We start from the raw sequence: 21195 nt of genomic DNA, 5'->3' as shown, positions 1-21195 counted from the left end.
CCCGCCATGTCGGCGGGGCTGTGGCCGTCACCCTCGCGGGGACGCTCGCCCTCGGCGCGCTCGGTGTCGGCTCGTCCGACGCCGCCGAGACCGTCAACCTGTCCGCCGGTGTCGCCGCCGCCGCAGCCGCGCAGCAGCACGACGTCACCATGAGCGAGATCGCGATGGAAGCGGTGCGCGCCGACGCCCTTGCGTCCCGCAGCGCTCAACGCGAGGACGCGCGTCGCAAGGCGGCCGCCGCGGCGAAAGCCAAGGCCAAGAAGGCCGCCGCGGCCAAGAAGGCCAAGGCTCTGGCCGCGGCCCAAAACGACCCGCAGTCGGTCGCCAAGAGCCTGCTTGACGACTACGGCTTCGGCGCCGACCAGTGGCAGTGTCTGCAGCAGTTGTGGACGGGCGAGAGCGCGTGGAACTACCAGGCGGCCAATGCCAGTTCTGGCGCCTATGGCATCCCGCAATCCCTGCCGGGCAGCAAGATGGCATCAGCCGGCGCGGACTGGAAGACCAACCCCGAGACGCAGATCCGGTGGGGGCTTGGCTACATCAAGGACGCCTACGGCTCACCCTGCAGCGCCTGGAACACCTGGAACTCGCGCTACCCGCACTGGTACTAAAGGCGTCAGCCCCGGCGGCCGTGCTTAGGCCAGCGCGAGGGCGATTGCCAGGAATAGCACAAATGCGGCGAGGGTGAACAGCGCATCGCGCCCGTCGTGCCGCGGGCACTCATCCAACTCCAGGCCCCGCATCATCGGGAGCTTCGCCACGTGGGCGGCGGATTGGTTCACGCGCGCGTCTTAGCTCGAACGCCCGCGCCTGGACCGCACTCGACCCCATCCCGTTGACTCCCCGCTCCGCGATGACGTCGGCGCGGGTGGGCGATTGGGCCTTCTTCGTCGGCGGTTATGCGACGACACCGTGCCCGCCCAATGCCTCCTGCATGGGACCCGACTCCTGGCCGAGCGATGGTGCGATCCTGGACCCCGGTGGGCGCTGGCGCCGGATCTCTTTCGGAGCAGAGAGCGGTCCCCGTCAGCTCACCCGTGGCGGTAGGCCGGACCGCGGTGGTCGCACTGGGCACGAAGTTGCTTGCGGTGAACGCGGAGTCCGGCGCGGTTCGGCCGCTCCCATCTCCGCCGACTCCCTCTGCTTATGGTGCTCAGGCCGGGAGCGCGGACCACTACTTCACCGCACGGAGCTCTGACGAAGCGTCCACCGGTGATAGTGCACGCGTCCACGTTCTCGATGTGGTGGCCGGGACGTGGGACCTGCTTCCCCCCGATCCTCTCGGCCCCTCATTCGACCGAGTTCTCGCCTGGACCGATGCGGGATTGGTCCGGCGGTCGGCTCGACCCGGTCACGGGAGAGTTTGCTGCACTTCCGAATCCGCCTGTGCCACAGGTGCCTCCATCCCCCCTTGAGGCTGCGGGCAGCGGCACTCGACTGGTCACCCAAGGAGAGTTGTATGACGATTCCACCGGCAGTTGGACCACTCTCGACCTCCCACCGGGCGGGAAGTGGATCGAGATGGCCGGGGTCGTCCTGGACGATCGAATCGTCGTCGCCGGTGGCTATGACGAGGCGGACGGCTACCGCTCGGCCGCGGGCCTAACGAGCGCAGCGTGGCGGCTCGCCATACCGAGGTCCTGACCCGGGCAGGCCGGTCGAGCCCTCACACCTTCCGCAGCCGGATCCGCTCCACCTTGTGATCCTCGCCCTTCGTCAGAACCAGGGTGGCTCGGCCGCGCGTGGGCAGGACGTTCTCGATCAGGTTGGGTTCGTTGATCGACTTCCAGATCCCGAGGGCGGTGGCGGCGGCCTCGGCGTCGGAGAGCGCGGCATACCGTCGGAAGTAGCTGTCGGGATCGGCGAAGGCGGTGCGGCGCAGCCGCAGGAAGCGTTCGATGTACCACCGCTCCACCAGCGCCGGCGGCGCGTCGACATACACCGAGAAATCGAAGAAATCGCTGACAGCCAACGCATCCGAGCGCTCCGGCGCGGGCTGGAGCACGTTGAGCCCTTCGAGGATGAGAACATCGGGCTTGGCAAGCGAATGAGACTGCCGCAGAACGTCATACGTCAAATGGTCGTATTGGGGCGCGTCGACGCGGGCCATCCCCGATTTGATCTCGGCCACGAAACGCAGAAGGGCGCGGCGGTCGTAGGACTCCGGGAAACCCTTGCGGTGCATCAGCCCGCGCCGCTCCAGTTCGGCATTGGGCAGCAGGAAGCCGTCGGTCGTGACCAGTTCGACGCGCGGGGTGTGCGGCCAGCGCGACATGAGTTCCTTCAGGATGCGCGCCGTCGTCGACTTGCCCACCGCCACAGACCCGGCCACCCCGACGATGAACGGCACCCGCGCCGGCCGCTCGCCCAGGAACTCGCTGGTCGCCAGCCGCAGACCGTGCGTGGCCTCGACATAGAAATGCAACAGCCGGGACAGCGGCAGATAGACCTCCTCGACCTCCCGCAGGTCCAGCGGATCGGTGAGCCCCCGCAGGCGACTCAGGTCGTCCTGAGTCAGGCTCATCGGGTGGTTCTCGCGAAGGTGAGCCCACTCGCGGCGGCCGAACTCGGCATACGGACTGGGGGTGGCGACCTCGCCACGCGTCGTGGGCACGCCCGCAATTGTGTCGTATGCCGCGCCGCTCCCCGCCGTCGTCGTGTCCGGTCCCCTTGGGCGGCCTGGGGGCCCCTACCCTTGGGGCTTATGTGTGGAATCGTCGGATATGTCGGGCCCAACGTCGATGGCAAGGCCCTCGATGTCGTCATGGAAGGTCTGGCCCGGCTCGAATACCGCGGCTACGACTCGGCCGGGGTGGCGCTGGTGACCTACGGCGGCGTCGCCACCGAGAAGCGCGCGGGCAGACTGGAGAATCTGCGGCGGGCGCTGGATGACCGCCCCCTCGCGGGGTCGCGGACCGGCATCGGGCACACCCGCTGGGCGACCCACGGCGGGCCGACCGACGGCAACGCGCACCCGCACCGGGGCGGCAGTGGCGACAAGTTGGCCCTGATCCACAACGGGATCATCGAGAACTTCCACGGGCTGAAGAAGGGGCTGCTCGCCGAGGGCGTCCAGTTCGACTCCGAGACCGACACCGAGGTCGCCGCCAAGATCGTGGGCCGCGAATTCGACCGCACGGGTGACTTGACCGAGGCGATGCTCGGGGCCGTCCAGCAACTCGAAGGCGCGTTCACCCTGCTGGCGGTGCACGCCGACCAGCCCGGGGTGGTCGTGGGGGCGCGGCGCAACAGCCCGCTGGTCGTCGGGCTCGGCGAGGGCGAGAACTTCCTCGGCTCCGATGTGGCGGCCTTCATTGGCTACACCCGGCATGCGCTGGAGCTGGGCCAGGACCAGATCGTCACGATCACCCCTGACGCACACTCGGTGATCGGCTTCGACGGCGAGCCCGCCGAAGGCAAGCACTATGAGGTCACGTGGGACGCGGCGGCGGCGGAGAAGGGCGGCTATGCCACCTTCATGGAGAAGGAGATCAACGAGCAGCCGCACGCCGTCGCCGACACCCTGCTGGGGCGCACGGACGAGTCGGGTGCCCTCGTTCTGGACGAGCTGCGGATCAGCGAGCAGCAGTTGCGGGCCGTCGACAAGATCACCGTCGTCGCCTGTGGGACGGCCGCCTATGCCGGCATGGTCGCGAAGTACGCCATCGAGCACTGGGCCCGCATTCCCGTGGAAGTCGCTCTCGCACACGAGTTTCGGTATGCCGATCCGGTCGTCAACGAGCGCACCCTGGTCGTGTCGATCAGCCAGTCGGGCGAGACGATGGACACCTTGATGGCGGTCAAGCACGCCAGTGACATGGGCGCGCTGACGGTGTCGATCTGCAACACGCACGGCTCGACGATCCCGCGGGAGTCGGACGCGGTCCTCTACACGCACGCGGGCCCGGAGATCGCGGTCGCGTCGACGAAGGCTTTCCTCGCGCAGATCACCGCGGCATACATCCTGGGTCTGTATCTCGCGCAGTTGCGCGGTGGGTCGTATGCGGAGTCCGCGCAGGCGGTCATGCGTGACCTTCACGAGATCCCCGCCAAGATTGAGGAACTGCTGACGCGGATGGATCGCGTCGAGGAGATGGCCAACTTCATGGCCGACACGCGGTCGGTGCTCTTCCTCGGGCGCAATGTGGGGTTCCCGGTGGCGATGGAAGGCGCGCTGAAGCTCAAGGAGCTCGCGTATATCCACGCCGAGGGCTTCGCGGCTGGTGAGTTGAAGCATGGGCCGATCGCGCTCATCGACGCCGGCCAGCCGGTCTTCGTGGTGGTGCCCGCCCCGGACACGCCGCACGAGCTGCACAAAAAGGTCGTCTCCAACATCCAGGAGATTCGCGCCCGCGGGGCGCGCACGCTCGTCATCGCGCACGACGGTGACGAGGATGTGGTGCCCTTCGCGAGCGAGGTCATCCGCATCCCGCAATGCCCGCCGTTGCTGGCGCCGCTGCTCGCAGTGGTGCCCTTGCAGGTGTTTGCCTTGCACCTGTCGACTGCCAAGGGGCTCGACGTCGACCAGCCGCGCAACTTGGCGAAGTCGGTCACGGTCGAGTGAGCGCGGGGTGATCCTCGGGGTCGGCATCGACGTGGTCGATGTCGCGCGCTTCGGCGAAACGCTCACGCGCACACCGCGATTGCGGGAGCGCCTGTTCACGCCGCAGGAACGGGATCTGCCGCTGAACTCGTTGGCGGCGCGGTTTGCGGCGAAGGAAGCCTTCGCCAAGGCGTTGGGAGCCCCAGTCGGTCTGGACTGGCAGGACGCCGAGGTGCGGCGGGATGAGTCGCGGCAACCGCGCTTCGAGGTGCGCGGGACCGTGGCGGCACGAGTCGCGGAGTTGGGGATCACCTCGGTTCATCTGTCGCTGTCACATGACGCCGGGATCGCGTCCGCCGTGGTCGTCTGCGAGAGGGTCGTGTCGTGATCGAGGCCTATGCCGTGCCGGGTGTGTATGCCTGTGAGGCCGCCGCCGCGGCGCAGCTCGCCGAGGGCGAGTTGATGGCTCGGGCCGTCGAGGGTCTGGTCGCGGTCGCCCGAGCCCGGTTGGCCGCGACGGGGGGCCGCCAAGTGGTCGCCTTGGTGGGGCCGGGCAACAACGGCGCGGATGCGTTGTATGCCGTGGCCCGCCTCGCCGCCGACGGGGTGCCGTGCGGGGCCGTGCACCTCGAGACGGTGCACGCAGGGGCGTATGCCGCGGCGCGCGCCGCCGGGGTTGTGCTGGTGGAGTCCGGTGGCGAGGCGGCGGCGTTGATCGCCGAGGGCGATCTGGTGCTGGACGGAATCGTCGGCATCGGTGGGCGTCCCGGACTGCCCGACTGGGCCCGCGCCTGGGTGGAGGCCATCGCGGCCGATGCCTACGTGATCGCCGTGGACCTGCCGTCGGGACAAGACCCGAGCGGGCGGCATGCGGATCCGGCGGGGGTTTTCGCGGACGAGACGGTGACCTTCTCGCTGCTGAAGCCCGTGCATCTGTTGCCGGCTACTGAGGCCGCGTGCGGGTTGTTGACGGTGGTCGACATCGGACTGAATCCGGCGGATGGCGCGGGCGAACCGGTGGTGCGGCGCCTGGATCGCGGTGACGTTCGTGCGCTGTGGCGGGTGCCGGGGCCGACGGATGACAAGTATTCGCGCGGGGTCGTCGGGATCATTTCTGGTGGCGAAAACTATTCGGGGGCAGCGGTTTTAGCCTGCACTGCCGCGGTGAGCGCGGGTGCTGGGATGGTGCGCTACGTCGGCACGCCGACGCCGGAGGCCCTGGTTCGCGCCGTGGTGCCCGAGGTCGTGATTGGTGCGGGACGGGTGCAGGCGTGGGTGATCGGTCCGGGGCTCGATGTGACCTCCCGGGCGCGGGGGGTGAAGGCGCAACTCGATGTGGCCCGCGAGGTGCTGGCCGGGGGCGAGGCGGTTGTCGTGGACGCGGGCGGGTTGGACTTGATTGACGGACCCCGTTCCGGACCGACGCTGTTGACGCCGCATGCCGGCGAGGCGGCCCGGTTGTTGAGTCGGCTGGGGGGTGGTGTCGTTGGGCCTGATGGATCCGGTGGGCCTGATGGTTCCGATGCGGTTGAGGTGACGCGGGCGCAGGTCGAGGCCGATCCGCTGGGCAGCGCTCAGCGGCTGGCGGCGCTGACGGGCGCGGCCGTGCTGCTGAAGGGCGCGACCACGATCGTGGTTGAGGCGGACGCGGCATACAGCCAGAACGACGCGCCTGCCTGGCTCGCGACGGCGGGTGCGGGCGATGTGCTGGCCGGGTTGCTCGGCGCACTCGTCGCCTCGGGGCTTCCGCTCGCCGAGGCCGGCGCCGTGGGTGCGCTGGTCCACGGTGTCGCGGCCGACGACGCCAACCCAGGTGGACCGGTGCGGGCGTTGGCCGTGGCCGAGGCGATCCCGGGCACTGTTGCGCGGCTGCTGCGCGCGGGCTGACCGTTGGCACGCGGCCCCCTGGGCCTCTCGCGCGCTCGAACCCGGCCGGTGCCCAAGTCGGCCAACTCAGCACACGTTAGTCAACTGTGGACAGCTTGCAAGGTGTCCACAGTTGACCAACTGCTGCTAGCAGAAGGTCGGAGCTGGGGCCGCCGCCGCGAAGAACCGGCGCTGGGTCCGGGCCCAGCGGTTGGCGGGGAGGGTCGGGCGGAGGGTGGCCAGGCCGGTAGCGAACTTGCTCACCCGCGCCGGGCGGATGCCGAGGGACCAGAGCAGACGGTCCACATCCGTCGCCTGCCGGGCCGCTTTGGTCTCGATGATCGCCAGCTCGGGGCGGGTCAGGGTCGGGCCGGCCGCATCGACCCAGGTCAGGTCGGTGTCGACCGTCACCCGACCCGCGGCCTCGGGGAGTAGCAGCGTGCTGCGGCGGTACGCGGTGGTGAGCACCGGCGCCAGCTGACCAATAGGGGAGGTATCGATGCCCGCGGGGGCGAGGGCGCGGCATACGAAATCGGCACCGACGGAGGTGAGACGACCATCTTCGGTATGCCGCCCCGGCAGTCGGTCCTTCACCGTCGCCTCCCCGGTGCGGGTCTTGACCTCCAACACCTCCTCACCCGAGGAGAGATAGGTGCGGGTCCGGACCTTGAACCGCCGCCGGCGCCGGTAGGCGGCCTGGTGATAGCTCAGCAGCTCCGGAGTGTCGAAATACACACTTGCATAACCGAATCCGCGGGACCCCGCGATGTCGAGCACTCGCGTGCCGGTCGGGAGTAGGTCCACGACCATGGCGAGATCGCCGGTGCTGAGCGCGTACTTGCGATCGATCCGGGTCTGGAGCCCGGCGACCTCGATCAGTTCGTCGAGGCCAACCGGGGCCAGTCGGGCGAGCCCAGTCATGACGCGACTCGGGCGGGGCCCGGCTCGCTGACCGACGTCGAGCGGACGCCCGGGAGGGCGGGCGCGGCGTGCTCGCGCACCTCGTAGCGCACCTCGACCGCGGTCGAGTCATTCACGTGGTCGACCTTCTTGACGCTCACGCCGTGAACGGTCGCGCCGAGGCGCTGTTCCAGGTGGGCGACCAGGGCCCGCTCGTCATCGAAAGCCTTGTCCAAGACCATCAATTGGCGCCGGTAGCCGGACAATAGACGCGGGTGGTCACCGAGCCACATCACCGCGACGATGATTGCCATCAGGGCCATCGGCACCCAGGCGGCTCCCACCGACAGCCCGCTCAGCAGGCCGAGGGAAAAGGCGCTGAAGTAATACGCCACCTCGTGCTGCGCCAACTCATCCGAGCGCAACCGGATGATCGAGAGGACACCGAAGAGGCCGAGGCCTAGGCCGGCGCTGACCGCGCTGTCCAAGAGGGCGGATGCGACGGCCATCACCCCGATGTTCACGCCGAGGTAGGCCGCGACGAGATCACGTCGGCGGTGCCGCGGGAAGTACAGGCCGAAGACCAGGACGAGGATCGCCAAGACGTTGGCGGCGTAGATCGCGAGTGCGGGCATCGTAGAGCTCCGGTTGGTTGGGATCCGGGAGGGATCGGGGTTTGTTGTGACCCCTATTGATCCTGCGGAGCCTGTGCGCTTGCTGTGACCACCTGCTCAGCCGGCTAAGAGTGCGATGGCCGCCAGTCATGCCGACCGCACGGTCATGCCACAGGCCCAGCACAGGCACCGGCCGGAGTCTCGGAGCGTCGCCTTATCCGATGCCCATCGCAAGGGAGCTCCTCATGATCGTCCTCATCCCGTCCTACGAACCCGACGAGCGCTTGGTTGCACTCGTACGCGAAATTCGTTCCCGGGCAGCACAATTGGAGGTGCTGGTGGTGGACGACGGGTCGGGCGCGGCGTACCGGCAGCTGTTTGAGGCGGCGCGCGACGCAGGCGCGATCGTGGTGCACCACGCCGAAAACCGCGGCAAGGGGCGCGCGCTGAAGACCGGCTTCTGGCACGCCGCAGCGATGTGGCCGGGGCAGAACATTGTGTGCGCCGACAGCGATGGCCAACACACGGTGCCGGACATCCTCGCGGTGGCTGCCCGGGTCGCGAGCGAGCGGGACGCGATGGTGCTCGGTGCGCGCGCTTTCAGCGGTCCGGTTCCCACGCGTTCGCGGGTCGGCAATGGCATCACTCGGCGGTTGTTCTTCTTGACCACCGGGGTGGACCTGACTGACACGCAAACCGGTTTGCGGGGCTATCCGGCCTCGATGCTGGATTGGCTCGATTCGGTCCCCGGGGAGCGCTTTGAGTATGAACTTGAACTGCTCCTGCGCGCCAAGCCCGACGGCAAGCGCATCGTGGAGGTGCCGATCGAGACGGTATATCTCGACGGCAATTCCTCTTCGCACTTCCGTCCGCTCCAGGACTCGGCCCGGGTGTATGCGCCGATGCTCCGCTTCGGCGCCTCCTCGGGCGTGGCTGCGGTCATCGACTACGTGATGCTCTTCGTGCTGCACGCGCTGACCGGAAGCCTGTTGGTCAGTGTGGTCGGCGCGCGGGCCACCAGCGCGGGAGCGAACTACCTTGCCAATCGCCGCTTCGTCTTCGGTCGCGACAGTGCGAACTCCGGACGCCGATACGCCGCCCTCGTTCTGGCCATCCTCACCGCCAACTGGGCGCTCATGCACCTGCTGTATGTCGGTGCCGGCCTCGGCCTCCTCGCTGCCAAGGTCATCACCGAGGGCCTGCTCTTCTTTATCTCGTATGCCGTGCAGTCCCGCCTCGTCTTTGGCCGCCGGACCGCCCCGGCCACCCTGGCGGCGGATGCCATCGTTCCGGGTCGGCTCACCCAAGGCCGCTAACCGGGGCGTCCCGGTGGCGAAGGGACCCAGCGCACGACCTGGGTGCAGACAACCCGGCTGCGCCGAGACTTAGACTCAAGGCCTCATGGACGCCATTCCCACTCTCGGCCCAGCGCTGGTCCTGCCGCCCGACACCGGCGGACTATCCGGCTTCGTCGAGGTCGACCTCGGCGCCATCGCCAACAATGTGCGCGAACTCAAGCGTCGGGCCGGGGCGGCCGACGTGATGGCGATCATCAAGGCCGATGCCTACGGGCACGGGGCCCTGCCCAGCGCCCGGGCAGCCCTCGCCGGCGGCGCGACCTGGCTCGGCGTGGCGCAGCTGAACGAGGCCCTCCAGGTGCGGGCGGCTGGGATCGCGGCGCCCATGTTGACCTGGTTGTTCGTCCCCGGCGCCGACGTCGACGCCGCGATCCTCAGCGGGATCGACCTCAGCGTCTCGGCCCCGTGGGCCCTCGCCGAGATCGTCGCCGCTGCCCGCCGCCGCGGCACTACGGCCCGCATTCACCTGAAGGTGGACACCGGCCTCGCCCGGGGCGGGGCACGCGGGCCCGGCTGGACCGAGCTGATCGGCCAAGCGGCGTCGGCCGTGGCCGAGGGCTCCGTCGAGGTCATCGGCGTCTGGTCGCACTTCGCCTACGCCGATGCCCCGGATCACCCAACCGTGCGACAACAGCAGATCGTCTTCGAGGAAGCCGTTGCCGAATTGGCCGGCGTCGGGATCACGAATGTCATCCGACACTTGGCGAATTCCGCTGCGACACTGACGAATCCGTCAGCCCACTATGACCTCGTCCGTCCCGGGCTAGCGGTCTACGGACTCTCCCCCGTGCCCGACCTCGGATCCCCGGCGGACTACGGACTCCGGGAGGCGATGCGGGTCGTCGCCTGCCTGGCCCTAGTCAAAGACGTCGAAGCCGGAGCCGGGGTGAGCTACGGCCATACCTATGTCACCTCGGAGGCGACCAGGCTGGGACTGGTCCCGCTCGGCTATTCGGACGGAGTCCCGCGCAACGCCTCCAGCGTCGCGCCCGTTTTCGCCGACGGCCGCCGTATGCCGATCGCTGGCCGCGTCTGTATGGACCAGTTCCTCATCGACCTGGGTCCGCGCTCGACCGCAGTTGCCGGGGACCCGGTGGTCCTATGGGGGGCCGGCGAGGATGGCCTGCCGACAGCGCAGGACTGGGCGGCGGCGACCGGGACGATCAACTACGAGTTGGTCACTCGCATCGGGCCGCGCCTGCCGAGGCTCTATCGAGGGGACCTCTAGATGGCGCGGATGCGCTCGGTCGTCCTTCGCTCGTTGGGGGTCGCCGTGGTGGCGGGTGCCGCGGGCGCCACAGTGCGCGCGGTGCGGTCGGCGGCCGAGGAGCGTCGCACCCTGGACGGCGTCGATGCGCTCGACGTTGGCGCGCCCGATCCGTTCACATGGGTGCCGGGCGAGGTTCAGTGGGTCACCACTGACGACGGGCTCGCCCTTCACGTCGAGATCGACACGCCTCCCGGGAGCGAGATGCGCCCGACGGTGATCTTCTCGCACGGCTACTGCCTCGCGATCGGCTCCTGGATTCACCAGCGACGGGCGTTGGTAGAGGCGGGCTATCGCTGCGTGCTGTGGGATCAGCGCGGGCATGGCCGCTCCGGCCGCGGCGAGGACGCGCGCGACGAGATCGATCAGCTCGGGCGTGACTTGGAGCGGGTCATCGCGGCCACGACTCCCGATGCTCCGATCGTCCTGATCGGTCATTCGATGGGCGGTATGACCGTGATGGCCCTCGCCGCGCAATTCCCCGACCTCATCGCCAAGCGCGTGGTTGCCGTCGTGCTCGTGGCCACCTCGGCCGGCGGCGCCGGCATGGTCACCGCCGGTTTCGGCACCGTGCTCGGCGGCGCGCTGTCGCGCGTCGGTCCGCGCATGCTCGGCAGCATCTCGCGGCGGCCGGACCTGTGGAAGCGGGCGCGCCATGTCGGCCAGGACGTGGAATCCCTTTTCGTGGAACGCTTTTCGTTCGCCTCGCCGGTGTCTGAGGAGACCGTGCGCTATTGCGCCGATATGCTCATGGGCACCGACCTCTCCGTGGTTGGGGCGTTCATCGGCACCCTGGAGAAGCACGACAAGAATGCCGCCCTGGAGGCCTTCGCCGACCTCCCGGTGCTGGTGATCAATGGCGAGGGCGATGTCATCACCCCGCCCGAGCACAGTGACGCCATCGTGGCGGCCTTGCCCGAGGCGGAGCACCTCGTCATCGCCGATGCTGGCCACTTGGTCATGCTGGAGCATCCGAGCCTCGTGAACTTGCACATTCTCGCCCTGCTCGACCGGGTGGCTTCGGCCGCGCCGCACGCGCTGGATCCCGGCGTGACGCATGTGGTCGACATGCGTCGGCGAGGTGTGGTCGCGAGGGCCAAGAAGTCCGCGAAGGCCAAGAAGTCCGCGAAGGCCGGGGCAGGGCGCACGCCTCGCCGGGCAGGGGCCACGACGTCAGGTGAGGGGCGGCGGGGGTGAGCCGCGCGGCATACGGCCCGATCGTGTTGCGGGAGGCGCAGGACGTGCGTGACTGGGGACGAGCACTGGCGAGCATGCTGCGCGCCGGCGACCTGCTCGTCCTCACCGGGGATCTCGGTGCGGGCAAAACCACTCTGACACAAGGCATTGGCGCCGGACTGCGGGTCCGCGGCGAGGTGACCTCACCGACCTTCGTGATCGCCCGGGTCCACCCCAGTCTTGGAGATGGTCCGGACTTGGTGCACGTCGACGCCTACCGGCTCGGCTCGATAGCCGAACTCGATGACATGGATCTCGACTCTTCGCTGGAGCAGAGCGTGACCGTCGTCGAGTGGGGTGAGGGGATGGCCGAAGACCTGGATGACAACCACCTCGCGATCACCCTGATCGCCGATCCGGCGACCGAGGTGCGGGAGGTGCAGCTGCGCACTTCAGGGGCGAGATGGAGCACTCCGGCGGTTCGGGCGGCGTTGTCCGCGCTGGCGGACGAATCCCACGACGAATCTGTCGGCCTCGCTGGGGAGGTGTCGTGAGCGAAATGATGCTGGCCCTCGACACGTCCACCTCGGCGATCACGGTGGCGCTGCTGGCCGGCGACGAGGTACGCGCCGAGCGCGCCGTGCTGGACCCCCGCCGGCACAGCGAAGTACTGGCTCCGGCCATCGATACCGTTCTGCGCGAAGCCGATTCAACGCTTTCCGAGGTGTCGCGAATCGCGGTCGGCGTGGGTCCGGGGCCGTTCACCGGGCTGCGTGTCGGCGTCGTGACGGCGACGACCCTTGGCTTCGCCCTGGGGGTGCCGGTGCACGGAGTGTGCTCCCTCGACGCGCTCGCGCAGGAGTATGCCGCGCAGGCCGCCGGTGAGTTCGTGGTGGCCACGGACGCACGGCGCAAGGAGGTCTATTGGGCGCGCTACCGTGCGGAAAGCGCCGTGGCACAACGGATTTCCGGGCCGGAGGTGTCCCGTCCGGCCGACCTGCCGGCAGAGGTGGTGACATTGCCGGTGGCCGGTCGCGGGCCGCTGCTCTATCCCGACGTTTTCGCCCGGCCGGCCATGCCCCTGGATGCGTCCGGGGGTTCGCTGGGGCGCGTGGCTCGGCGGTTGCTGGCGGCGGGGGAGGTGCTCCCCGTCATACCAATGTATTTGCGTCGCCCCGACGTCCAGGAGCCGGGGAAGCCGAAATCCACTCTGCTGCCGAGGGATTCGTGATGATGGTCGCGGCGGGACTCGTTGTGCGCGCGCTGACGTGGCCGGACATCGCGCGTGTGGTCGAGGTGGAGCGCGAGATCTTTCCCACGGATCCCTGGGCCCCCGAGTCGTGGTGGGCCGAGTTGGCGCATCGACCGCGGCGTGAGTACGTGCTCGCCGAGGATGCGGACGGCAATGTCGTCGCGTACGCGGGTATCGACCACGGCGGGGACGTCAGCGACATCATGACGGTGGCGGTGACGCCGGCGGCGCGGGGCACCGGGCTGGGGGATCGGTTGCTCGGCCGCCTTGAGGACGCGGCGGTGGCGCGCGGGGCAGAGGCCGTGATCCTGGAGGTGCGGGCCGATAATGAACCGGCCATCCGCCTCTATCGCCGGCACGGATATGCCGTCATTCAGACTCGTCGTCGCTACTACCAGCCGGGCGATATCGACGCCTTGGTCATGCGAAAGTTGTTGGGGGAGCAGGAGATCCGTCGATGAACCGCGAGCAGCCCCTGGTGTTGGGCATCGAGACGTCGTGTGACGAGACGGGTGTCGGCATCGTTTCGGGCGAGGAACTTCTGGTCGACGCGATCGCGAGCAGCGTCGACGAACACGCTCGGTTCGGCGGCGTCGTGCCCGAGGTCGCGAGTCGGGCGCACGTCGAGGCAATGCTGCCGACGTTGGAGCGCGCGTGCACCACAGCAGGCGTCACGCTGCGCGACCTGGACGCCATTGCCGTGACCTGCGGGCCCGGACTGGCCGGCACGTTGATGGTCGGCGTGGCTGCGGCCAAGGCCTTGGCGCTCGCCCTCGACAAGCCGTTGTATGGCGTGAACCACCTCGCCGCGCACGTGGCCGTCGACATCGTCGAGCACGGACCGTTGCCTGAACCCGTTCTGGCACTGCTGGTTTCGGGAGGGCACTCGTCGTTGCTGCTCGTTCCGGATGTCACGGAGGATGTACGCCCGTTGGGCGCGACCATCGATGACGCGGCGGGGGAGGCCTTCGACAAGGTGGCTCGCGTGCTCGGGCTGCCCTTCCCGGGCGGGCCGCACATCGACCGCGCGGCCAGGGATGGCCAGATCGTGATCGACTTCCCGCGCGGGCTCACCTCCGGACGCGACCTGCAGCGCCATCGGTTCGACTTCTCCTTCTCCGGCTTGAAGACCGCGGTGGCGCGCTGGGTAGAGACAGAGCGGGCAGCCGGTCGCGACATCCCGGTGGCCGATGTGGCGGCGTCCTTCCAGGAGGCGGTCGTGGACGTGTTGACCCGCAAGGCGATCGACGCGGCGCGCGAGCACGGCGTGACGGACCTGCAGATCGGGGGTGGCGTGGCCGCGAACTCCCGGCTTCGGGCGATGGCGCAGGCGCGCGCCGAGGCGGCGGGCATACGCCTGCGCGTCCCCCGGCCGGGCCTGTGCACTGACAACGGGGCGATGGTTGCGGCGCTCGGTGCGCAGATGGTGACGCGGGGCCGGACCCCGTCAGGCCTCGACCTCCCGGCCGACTCCTCGCTGCCGGTCACGGTCGCGCACGTCCCCGCCTGACGGGCCCGCCTGATTGCAGTGCGTCCGCGGCGGCAGGAAAGCCTCACGAGCGGCGGGGCGGACCTCCTTCCGGGGCGGGGCGGGCTACTCCCCGGGGGAGCAACGCGTCAGGCCGTATGCCGATTTCAACGTCAGCACGCGCGTCACCGCAGCGGTGATCCGGTCGGCGGCGGCAGGGTCGGCCGCGGCGGCGGCCACCAGAGCGTCGCGCATGGGGGTGATATCGGAGGCCCGGGCGGTCAGGACTATGTCGCCGCCGGCGGCGACGAAGCGGGTGGCGCGGTCGGGCACCGGCACGGACTGAACCGCGACGGCGGCGCCGACGTCATCGGTGATGACCACACCGCCATACGCCATTTTGCTGCGTAGCAAGTCGGTGATGATGGCCTTCGAGAACGTGGCCTGGTTCGCCGGATCAAGCTTCGGATAGCGCGCGGAGGAGATCATCACCATGTCGGCGCCCGCCTTGATCCCGGCCGCGAACGGTTCCAGTGCCGGATCGTCAGCGGTCGTTTCGGCATCCGTGATCCCGACCGTCGTGGTGTCCGTGTTGCCGCTGATTCGCCCCAGGCCCGGGAAGTGCTTGACCGTGGCGGCCAAACCCCCGGCGTGCAGGCCCGCGATGACGGCGGCAACGGCGGGGGAGACGGCGGCGGGGGTTGCGCCATACTCCCGGTGGTAGCGCCCGATGGGGCCGTTCGCCGTCCCGATTGAGGCGGGAACGACGTCGGCGACCGGCGCGAGGTTGACATTGACGCCCGCCTTGGCGAGTTCGCCGGCCCACACCTGCACGGAGCGAGTGAGCTCCGACGAGCCCAGGGCCGCCTGCTCCTGAGCGGACGGTATGTCGCTGAAGCCCGCCCCGCGCAGCTGCTGAACTTCCCCGCCTTCCTGGTCCGCGGCCACGAACAGGCCGAGTTCGCTGGGCGCCGCCGCGGTCAGTTCTCGCGAGGTCGCCGCGACTGTCGCAGCCCCCGACCAGCCGCCGAGATAGATCACCCCGCCGACAGAGCCGTTCGCGACCAGCTTCGCCACACCGGCCACCCCGCCGGTTTGGACGGCAACCATCAACAACTGTCCCGCCCGCTGCTGCGGCGTGAGCGACGCGACTAGATCGGCCACACACGACCCGGATGCGGCGCTGCTCGAACCGGCCCCGCCCGATGTTGTCTCGCCGGACGTGCTCGACCCACCATTGGACTCTGGCGCAGAACTGGACTCAGCACCGGGCTCCGACGTCGACCCCGCGGCGGACGAATCACTGCCCGACGAGGTCGCGTCACCCCCGGCGCGGCACGCCGCGACCGGGCCGGTCAGCATCACGACAGCCAGCATTGCCGAAGAAACCCGTTGCGGGCGTAAGTGCTTCACGAGCACCTCGTCAGGCCGCGCTCGGTCTTCATGGTCAGCACCCGCAGCACGGCGGCGTCCATGAGCGCCTTGAACGTGGGGCTCGACGCCCGCGCGAGCATGATCGCGCGCGTCATGGTCGGCACTGTCGACGGATCGGCGGTCAGCACGATGTCGCCACCGGCGCGGATGAAGCGCGTCGCCCGGAGCGCGACCGGCACTGACGACACCGCGACCGCATTGCCGAGGTCGTCACTGACCACGGTCCCACGATAGCCGAGTTGCCCGCGCAGCAGCCCGGTGACGATCGCCGAGGAGAATGGAGCTTGGTGTGTCGCATCGAGTTTGGAGTACCACGCGTTCGAGATCATCACCAGATCGGCGCCCGCCGCGATTCCGGCCGCGAACGGGTCGAGGTAGCCCGAGGTGGCCGTCGTGGTCGTGTCCGTGATGCCGACCGCGGTCGTGTCGGTGTTGCCCGTGATCCGGCCCAGGCCGGGGAAGTGTTTGACCGTCGTCGCCACCCCACCGGCGTGCATTCCGGCGATGACCACACCGACATCGGCGGCCACGCGGCTCGACACATAGTCATAGTTGCGCTGGTAGCGACCGATCGGTCCGTTCTGCGACATGAAGTCCTTGGCGACCGTGTCCGCCACCGGCGCGAGGTTCACGTCGATCCCGGCCGCCGCGAGCTGCCCGCCCCAGCGCGTGGTCAGGTTGCGCAGGGTGGTGCTCGGTCCATACGTCCGTCCCTGCACAAAGGCCGTCGGTATGGTGCTCACCCCCGACCCCTGCACCTGTTGGACATAGCCGCCCTCCTGATCGGCGGCGATCGCGATCCGCGCGCGGGTGTCACTCAGCCCGTGGACGTGGGCAGTGGTCTTCGCGGTCGCCGTGATCCCACTATGGAAACCGCCTAAAAGCACCACGCCGCCAAGGCGATTCGTTGTCACGACCGAGTCGACACCGGTCGGGGCCTGGTCGGCGGCGAGGCCGACCCACACCAGTTGGCCGACGCGCTCGCGGGTGTTGAGATCGCGGTCGAGATCGGCGATGCACCCCGAACGCTCGTTGCCCTGTCTCACCCCGGTCGTACTCGTTGCGCTCCTGCTCAACTGACGTCCGAGCGCCAGCGACGGTTGGCCCGGCCTTCCCGCGGCCCCGCCCGGCCCGGCGGCCGCCACTGCGGCCACGGCGGTCCCCGACCCAAGCACCATTCCCGCCGCCATCACCGGGGCGAGCAGCCCGGCGAGGCGAGCCCGCGGCATACGACCAATCACCCGCCCACCATAAGTCCGCCCCCACCATAAGACGGCCAGATGATTAGGCTGCGGCTCGTGCGCGTACCGGTGATCCTCGATGTCGACACCGGTGTCGACGACGCGTGCGCCCTGCTGTTCGCCGCGCGTCATCCTGGCCTCGACCTGCGGGCGGTCACCTGCGTCGGCGGCAACGCCTCGCTCGCCGATGTCACCCGCAACACCATGACCGTCCTCGACATTGCCGACCGCGCCGACGTCCCGGTGGCCGCGGGCGCGGCCCGCCCCCTCCTGGAAGATCCGGTCGATGCCCGGCACGTCCACGGCGCCGACGGTATGGGGGATCTCGGCCTTTCCCCGTCACGTCGCCGACCCGAGGCTCGTCACGCCGTCGAACTCCTGCGCGACGAACTCCTGGCCGCGGCGGCGGATGGCCGCCCGATCACCCTCATCCCGCTCGCGCCGATGACGAATATCGCGCTGCTGCTGCGCACGTACCCGGCGGTCGCCGAGGGCATCGAGCGCATCGTGTTCATGGGCGGGGCGGCGGCCAGCGGCAACGCCACCGCGTCGGCCGAGTTCAATGTCTTCCACGACCCGGAGGCGGCGGCGATCGTCCTGGACGCGTGCGCGGACCTAGGGATCGACCTTGTGATGTACGGACTCGACGTGTTCTACGAGCCGATGATCACCCTCGACGAGGCCCGCGCGCTGCAGTCCCACCCTGGCAATGGGGTCGCCGATCTTGCCGGCCGTCTGATCGAATTCGGTTGTCGCCGTTTTGAATCCGACGCCACGACGATCGGCGATGCCGGCGCGGTCTGCGCGGTCGCCGATCCCGAGGGCATCGGCACTGTCCCGCTGCCGATCCGCGTCGAGTTGACCGGCCGCTACACCCGAGGTCGCACGGTCGTCGATCACCGCGATTGGAGCGGCGACCTCGCCCACGACCCACACGGTCAGTCCGATGTCGTCGCCGAGGTGGCCCTCGCCATCGACGGGCCCCGCTTTGCCCGACTGTGGATGGACACCATGAACGCTGGACCAACACCATGAAGGGAGCCGGCTGATGGGCCGCGTCGTCGTCGTCGGATCGCTCAATGTCGATCACATCGCCCACGTCGAGAGCCACGCGAAGCCAGGCGAGACGCTCCTGGCCCGCGACTACGAGCAGCAGTTCGGCGGCAAGGGCGCCAACCAGGCGGTTGCCGCGGCCGCCGCGGGGGCGGACGTGCTGATGGTCGGGTGCGTTGGGGACGACAGCCTGGGGGAGTCGTATGCAGCGCGCCTCGCCGCCCGCGGCATCGACACCACCTACCTGACTCGCGATGCGCATAAGCCGACGGGTGCGGCATACATCACGGTGGATGAGTCGCGCGAGAACATCATCATCGTGGTCCCCGGAGCCAACGACTCCGCCGCGGCCCGCTGGCCCGATGGCTTCCCGACCCTCCAGCGCGACGATGTCGTCCTCCTGTCTTTGGAGATCCCGCTGACCGCGGTGGCCTGGGCCGCGGAGCGCGCGCACGAGCACGGCGCCCGCGTCGTCATCAACATCGCGCCGTATGCCGAGCTGCCCAGTTCCGTTCTCGCCCTTGCCGATCCGATCGTCGCCAATGAGCACGAGGCGCTCCAACTCGCCGACTCCGGCGCCGGAGTCGGCTCCCTCCTGGTCACGATGGGCGGCAATGGCGCCGTCTGGGACGGATTGTTCGAGCCCGCCGTCCCATTGGCCCCGGAGGACATCCTGGACACCACCGGTGCCGGCGACGCCTTCGTCGGAGCGCTCTGCGCGGCCCTTGCGGCCGGCGCAGACCGCGCCGAAGCCATGCGCCGCGCCGCCGCGGCCGGAGCTGCCGCGGTGGGTCATCGCGGCGCCCAACCGCCTGTCGAGCAGCCCGACTAGGAACCGGCCGACGAACCCAATTAAGGTGAGGCACGTGACTGACGACCCCACCTCCTGGCAGCGCCGCGACGTCGGCCTGGTATTCCTCGGCGACTCGCTGGTCAGCGGCCTCGGCGATCCGCGCGGACAAGGCTGGGTCACCCGGGTCATCGCCCGCAGCCAGAGTGACGACCTTGAGGTCACCTCATACAACCTCGGCGTGCGCGGATCGAGCTCCGCCGATGTTCTCGACCGGTTCCGTAGCGAGTGCCCGCCGCGCTTCGCGGGCCGTGGTGAGCGCCGCCTGGTCATCTCCGTCGGCGCCAACGACGTGGGCAAGAACGTCAGCGTCGCGCGTCACCGCCTCAACCTGGCCACGATCCTCGACGACGCCGCGAGCACCGGCATTTCGACCTTCGTCGTGAGCCCCCCGCCGAGCAGCGACCCGGCCGTCAACGCCATGCTCGAAGTCCTCGTCGACGCCCAAGCCGATGTGTGCTCGCGCCGCGCCGTCCACTTCGTCGACTGCTTCCGCCCGCTGCTGGGCCACGACCAGTGGGAGGCCGACCTCGCGGCGGCCCGCATCCTCGACCACCCCGGCCAAGCCGGATACGGCCTGATTGCCTGGCTCGTCCTCAACGGCGGCTGGCGCGAGTGGCTCGTCGTCTGACGCGCTTAGGGTGGCTCGTATGACCGAGCGACCCGTCCGCATCGCCGTCCAGATCGCGCCCCAACAGGCGGACTATGTCGCCATCCGCGACACGGTTCAGTCCCTTGATGGCCTCGGCGTCGATGTCATCTTCAACTGGGACCACTTCTTCCCGCTGTATGGCGATCCCGACGGCCGCCATTTTGAGTGCTGGACGATGTTGGCCGCGTGGGCGGAACAGACCCGCCGCGCCGAGATCGGCGCGCTGGTCACCTGCAATAGCTACCGCAACCCCAACCTCCTCGCCGACATGGCCCGGACCGTCGATCACATCAGCGGCGGCCGGCTGCTGTTCGGGATCGGCTCGGGTTGGTTCGAACGGGACTACACCGAGTACGGCTACGAGTTTGGGACCGTCGGCGGACGCCTCGACGCACTGGCCGACGCCCTGCCGATCATCGAGGCCCGCTGGGCCGCGCTCAACCCGCCGCCGACTCGCCGCATCCCGGTCCTGATCGGCGGGGGCGGCGAACGCAAGACCCTCAAGTTGGTCGCCCGCCACGCCGACATCTGGCACACCTTCGAGCAAGGGGAGCTGTTCGCGCACAAGCTCGGAGTGCTGCGTGCGCATTGCGACACGGTCGGCCGCGATCTCGACTCCATCGAGATCTCGGTTGGGGTCGGCGGACGTGGTCGCGAGGGCCGCACCCCGGAGCCGCCGGAGGTCGAAGGCGGTCCGCTCCATGACCTCGGTGCGCGGCTCTTCACGATGAACTGCCGAGCCCCGGAGTTCGACGTGAGCCACGTCGAACCCTGGCTCGCCTGGCGCGACGCGCTCAACGCGAGCTGAGTCGGCGATTGCCCCCTCAGGCGGGCTCGATCACCAGCGCCACCTGCTGCCCGGCGACGCGGGTGAGCAACACGACGGCGCTCGCGCCCGATCCGGCCCCGCGCCCGATCTTGAGTTGACGGCGCAGCGCATCCTCGTCCAGCCGCACGCCCCGCTTCTTGATGGTCAGCCCGGTCACCTCGTGCCGGCGCATCCACGCGCGCATTTCTTTGACGGAGAACGGAATCGCCTCGACCACCGGGAACCGCCGGGCAAACCCCAGGTCGTATGCCGCGGCGCTCGTCACGTAGCCCAACCCGGGTTCGAGTTCCAGGCCGTCCGTCGCCGCGGTGAGTGCGCCGACGAGGCCGGCGAGCGAGACGGCGCGGTCACACTCATACAGCCAGGTCGAGACGTCCGCAAGGCCGGCCGCCACGGGCGGCTCCGAGACGGCCACATCCTCGGTGACCGTCAGCGGTGGCCTGCCCGGGTGAAGGACGCGGGCGGTCCGGCCGGAGGTGCGCACCAGCGGACCCCACCACAGCGCGCATTCGAGGACATCACCGCCATACGACGTCCATTGGGCTTCGGTCCCATTGGGGATGCGGTCGTGTGGGAAGGATGGGGCGAGTTTCACCCCGGTGGCCGGCACGTCGGCGGCGATCGCGAGCACGGTGTCCCACGATGGCGAGATGTCCTCAACCCGGAAGACCCGCCGAGTCCGGCCGTTGATA

The 21195-nt window shown here is 69.3% G+C and carries 23 protein-coding genes; 16 read left to right on the top strand and 7 right to left on the bottom strand.

Annotated elements, in window-relative coordinates; genetic code table 11:
* A partial coding sequence (locus tag BN13_RS15070) for an aggregation-promoting factor C-terminal-like domain-containing protein (protein WP_235434076.1) occupies positions 1 to 611 on the top strand: 611 nt, incomplete at its 5' end.
* A gap of 24 nt (positions 612 to 635) precedes the next feature.
* Here BN13_RS15070 and BN13_RS19395 read toward each other — a convergent pair.
* On the bottom strand, positions 636 to 782 hold the full coding sequence (locus BN13_RS19395; protein ID WP_157038626.1) for a hypothetical protein: 147 nt from the start codon (positions 780 to 782) through the stop codon (positions 636 to 638).
* A 613-nt stretch (positions 783 to 1395) separates the two neighbouring features.
* On the opposite strand from BN13_RS19395, the gene BN13_RS15065 reads away from it, so the two are divergent.
* The gene (locus tag BN13_RS15065) at positions 1396 to 1644 is read left to right on the top strand and encodes a Kelch repeat-containing protein (RefSeq protein WP_157038625.1); all 249 of its coding nucleotides are present in this window, start codon (positions 1396 to 1398) and stop codon (positions 1642 to 1644) included.
* A gap of 22 nt (positions 1645 to 1666) precedes the next feature.
* Here BN13_RS15065 and coaA read toward each other — a convergent pair whose 3' ends face one another.
* Positions 1667 to 2614, bottom strand: coding sequence for a type I pantothenate kinase (coaA, locus tag BN13_RS15060; RefSeq protein ID WP_235434075.1), 948 nt, complete (start codon positions 2612 to 2614; stop codon positions 1667 to 1669).
* A gap of 90 nt (positions 2615 to 2704) precedes the next feature.
* Here coaA and glmS point away from each other — a divergent pair, with 90 nt between their 5' ends.
* From glmS to BN13_RS15045, 3 genes are read left to right on the top strand one after another with little or no spacing between them, the layout of a single operon-like run.
* Complete coding sequence (gene glmS, locus BN13_RS15055; RefSeq protein ID WP_048548040.1) at positions 2705 to 4564, top strand: glutamine--fructose-6-phosphate transaminase (isomerizing); 1860 nt, start codon at positions 2705 to 2707, stop codon at positions 4562 to 4564.
* 7 nt (positions 4565 to 4571) lie between these two features.
* Positions 4572 to 4931, top strand: a complete 360-nt coding sequence (locus BN13_RS15050; protein ID WP_048548039.1) for a holo-ACP synthase — start codon at positions 4572 to 4574, stop codon at positions 4929 to 4931.
* Positions 4928 to 6430 (top strand): bifunctional ADP-dependent NAD(P)H-hydrate dehydratase/NAD(P)H-hydrate epimerase, encoded by a 1503-nt coding sequence (locus tag BN13_RS15045; protein ID WP_048548038.1) that lies wholly within the window; start codon positions 4928 to 4930, stop codon positions 6428 to 6430. Before BN13_RS15050 ends, BN13_RS15045 begins: the two co-directional genes overlap by 4 nt.
* Before the next feature lie 126 nt (positions 6431 to 6556).
* On the opposite strand, the gene BN13_RS15040 is transcribed toward BN13_RS15045, so the two are convergent.
* Together BN13_RS15040 and BN13_RS15035 are read right to left on the bottom strand one after the other, a co-directional pair.
* Positions 6557 to 7330: a polyphosphate polymerase domain-containing protein gene (locus BN13_RS15040; protein ID WP_048548037.1), complete on the bottom strand. Its 774-nt coding sequence runs from the start codon at positions 7328 to 7330 to the stop codon at positions 6557 to 6559.
* Complete coding sequence (locus tag BN13_RS15035) at positions 7327 to 7944, bottom strand: DUF4956 domain-containing protein (RefSeq protein WP_048548036.1); 618 nt, start codon at positions 7942 to 7944, stop codon at positions 7327 to 7329. The genes BN13_RS15040 and BN13_RS15035 overlap by 4 nt, the downstream gene beginning before the upstream one ends.
* Before the next feature lie 200 nt (positions 7945 to 8144).
* On the opposite strand from BN13_RS15035, the gene BN13_RS15030 reads away from it, so the two are divergent.
* The 7 genes from BN13_RS15030 (at position 8145) to tsaD (ending at position 14486) form a co-directional block, all read left to right on the top strand.
* Entirely contained in the window at positions 8145 to 9239 is a 1095-nt protein-coding gene (locus BN13_RS15030; protein ID WP_235434074.1) for a bifunctional glycosyltransferase family 2/GtrA family protein, read from the top strand.
* 85 nt (positions 9240 to 9324) lie between these two features.
* Positions 9325 to 10509, top strand: a complete 1185-nt coding sequence (alr, locus tag BN13_RS15025; protein ID WP_053079815.1) for an alanine racemase — start codon at positions 9325 to 9327, stop codon at positions 10507 to 10509.
* Complete coding sequence (locus BN13_RS15020; RefSeq protein ID WP_053079814.1) at positions 10510 to 11745, top strand: alpha/beta fold hydrolase; 1236 nt, start codon at positions 10510 to 10512, stop codon at positions 11743 to 11745. It begins immediately after the preceding gene.
* Positions 11742 to 12278 (top strand): tRNA (adenosine(37)-N6)-threonylcarbamoyltransferase complex ATPase subunit type 1 TsaE, encoded by a 537-nt coding sequence (tsaE, locus tag BN13_RS15015; RefSeq protein ID WP_084733799.1) that lies wholly within the window; start codon positions 11742 to 11744, stop codon positions 12276 to 12278. The genes BN13_RS15020 and tsaE overlap by 4 nt, the downstream gene beginning before the upstream one ends.
* Positions 12279 to 12283: 5 nt before the next feature.
* The gene (gene tsaB, locus BN13_RS15010; RefSeq protein ID WP_048549269.1) at positions 12284 to 12955 is read left to right on the top strand and encodes a tRNA (adenosine(37)-N6)-threonylcarbamoyltransferase complex dimerization subunit type 1 TsaB; all 672 of its coding nucleotides are present in this window, start codon (positions 12284 to 12286) and stop codon (positions 12953 to 12955) included.
* Entirely contained in the window at positions 12955 to 13437 is a 483-nt protein-coding gene (gene rimI / locus BN13_RS15005) for a ribosomal protein S18-alanine N-acetyltransferase (protein ID WP_048548034.1), read from the top strand. Before tsaB ends, rimI begins: the two co-directional genes overlap by 1 nt.
* On the top strand, positions 13434 to 14486 hold the full coding sequence (gene tsaD, locus BN13_RS15000; RefSeq protein WP_048548033.1) for a tRNA (adenosine(37)-N6)-threonylcarbamoyltransferase complex transferase subunit TsaD: 1053 nt from the start codon (positions 13434 to 13436) through the stop codon (positions 14484 to 14486). Before rimI ends, tsaD begins: the two co-directional genes overlap by 4 nt.
* A gap of 84 nt (positions 14487 to 14570) precedes the next feature.
* Here tsaD and BN13_RS14995 read toward each other — a convergent pair whose 3' ends face one another.
* Together BN13_RS14995 and BN13_RS14990 are read right to left on the bottom strand one after the other, a co-directional pair.
* Entirely contained in the window at positions 14571 to 15857 is a 1287-nt protein-coding gene (locus tag BN13_RS14995) for a glycoside hydrolase family 3 N-terminal domain-containing protein (protein WP_235434073.1), read from the bottom strand.
* Positions 15854 to 17107 (bottom strand): glycoside hydrolase family 3 protein, encoded by a 1254-nt coding sequence (locus BN13_RS14990; RefSeq protein WP_162199975.1) that lies wholly within the window; start codon positions 17105 to 17107, stop codon positions 15854 to 15856. The genes BN13_RS14995 and BN13_RS14990 overlap by 4 nt, the downstream gene beginning before the upstream one ends.
* A gap of 69 nt (positions 17108 to 17176) precedes the next feature.
* On the opposite strand from BN13_RS14990, the gene BN13_RS14985 reads away from it, so the two are divergent.
* From BN13_RS14985 to BN13_RS14970, 4 genes are read left to right on the top strand one after another with little or no spacing between them, the layout of a single operon-like run.
* Complete coding sequence (locus tag BN13_RS14985) at positions 17177 to 18154, top strand: nucleoside hydrolase (RefSeq protein ID WP_235434072.1); 978 nt, start codon at positions 17177 to 17179, stop codon at positions 18152 to 18154.
* Between the two features lie 13 nt (positions 18155 to 18167).
* Positions 18168 to 19004, top strand: a complete 837-nt coding sequence (locus tag BN13_RS14980) for a PfkB family carbohydrate kinase (RefSeq protein WP_048548030.1) — start codon at positions 18168 to 18170, stop codon at positions 19002 to 19004.
* Between the two features lie 34 nt (positions 19005 to 19038).
* Positions 19039 to 19653, top strand: coding sequence for a GDSL-type esterase/lipase family protein (locus tag BN13_RS14975; protein ID WP_053079813.1), 615 nt, complete (start codon positions 19039 to 19041; stop codon positions 19651 to 19653).
* Between the two features lie 19 nt (positions 19654 to 19672).
* Positions 19673 to 20482, top strand: coding sequence for an LLM class F420-dependent oxidoreductase (locus tag BN13_RS14970; protein WP_048548029.1), 810 nt, complete (start codon positions 19673 to 19675; stop codon positions 20480 to 20482).
* A gap of 16 nt (positions 20483 to 20498) precedes the next feature.
* On the opposite strand, the gene BN13_RS14965 is transcribed toward BN13_RS14970, so the two are convergent.
* Positions 20499 to 21195: THUMP-like domain-containing protein (locus BN13_RS14965; RefSeq protein ID WP_048548028.1), on the bottom strand; the 697-nt coding region annotated here is incomplete at its 5' end.

The sequence above is a fragment of the Nostocoides jenkinsii Ben 74 genome, from assembly GCF_001046875.1.
Taxonomy (GTDB): Bacteria; Actinomycetota; Actinomycetes; order Actinomycetales; family Dermatophilaceae; genus Nostocoides_A; species Nostocoides_A jenkinsii.
The sequence above is the reverse complement of the archived record's forward strand: the minus strand, read 5'-3'. Positions and strand labels throughout refer to the sequence as shown.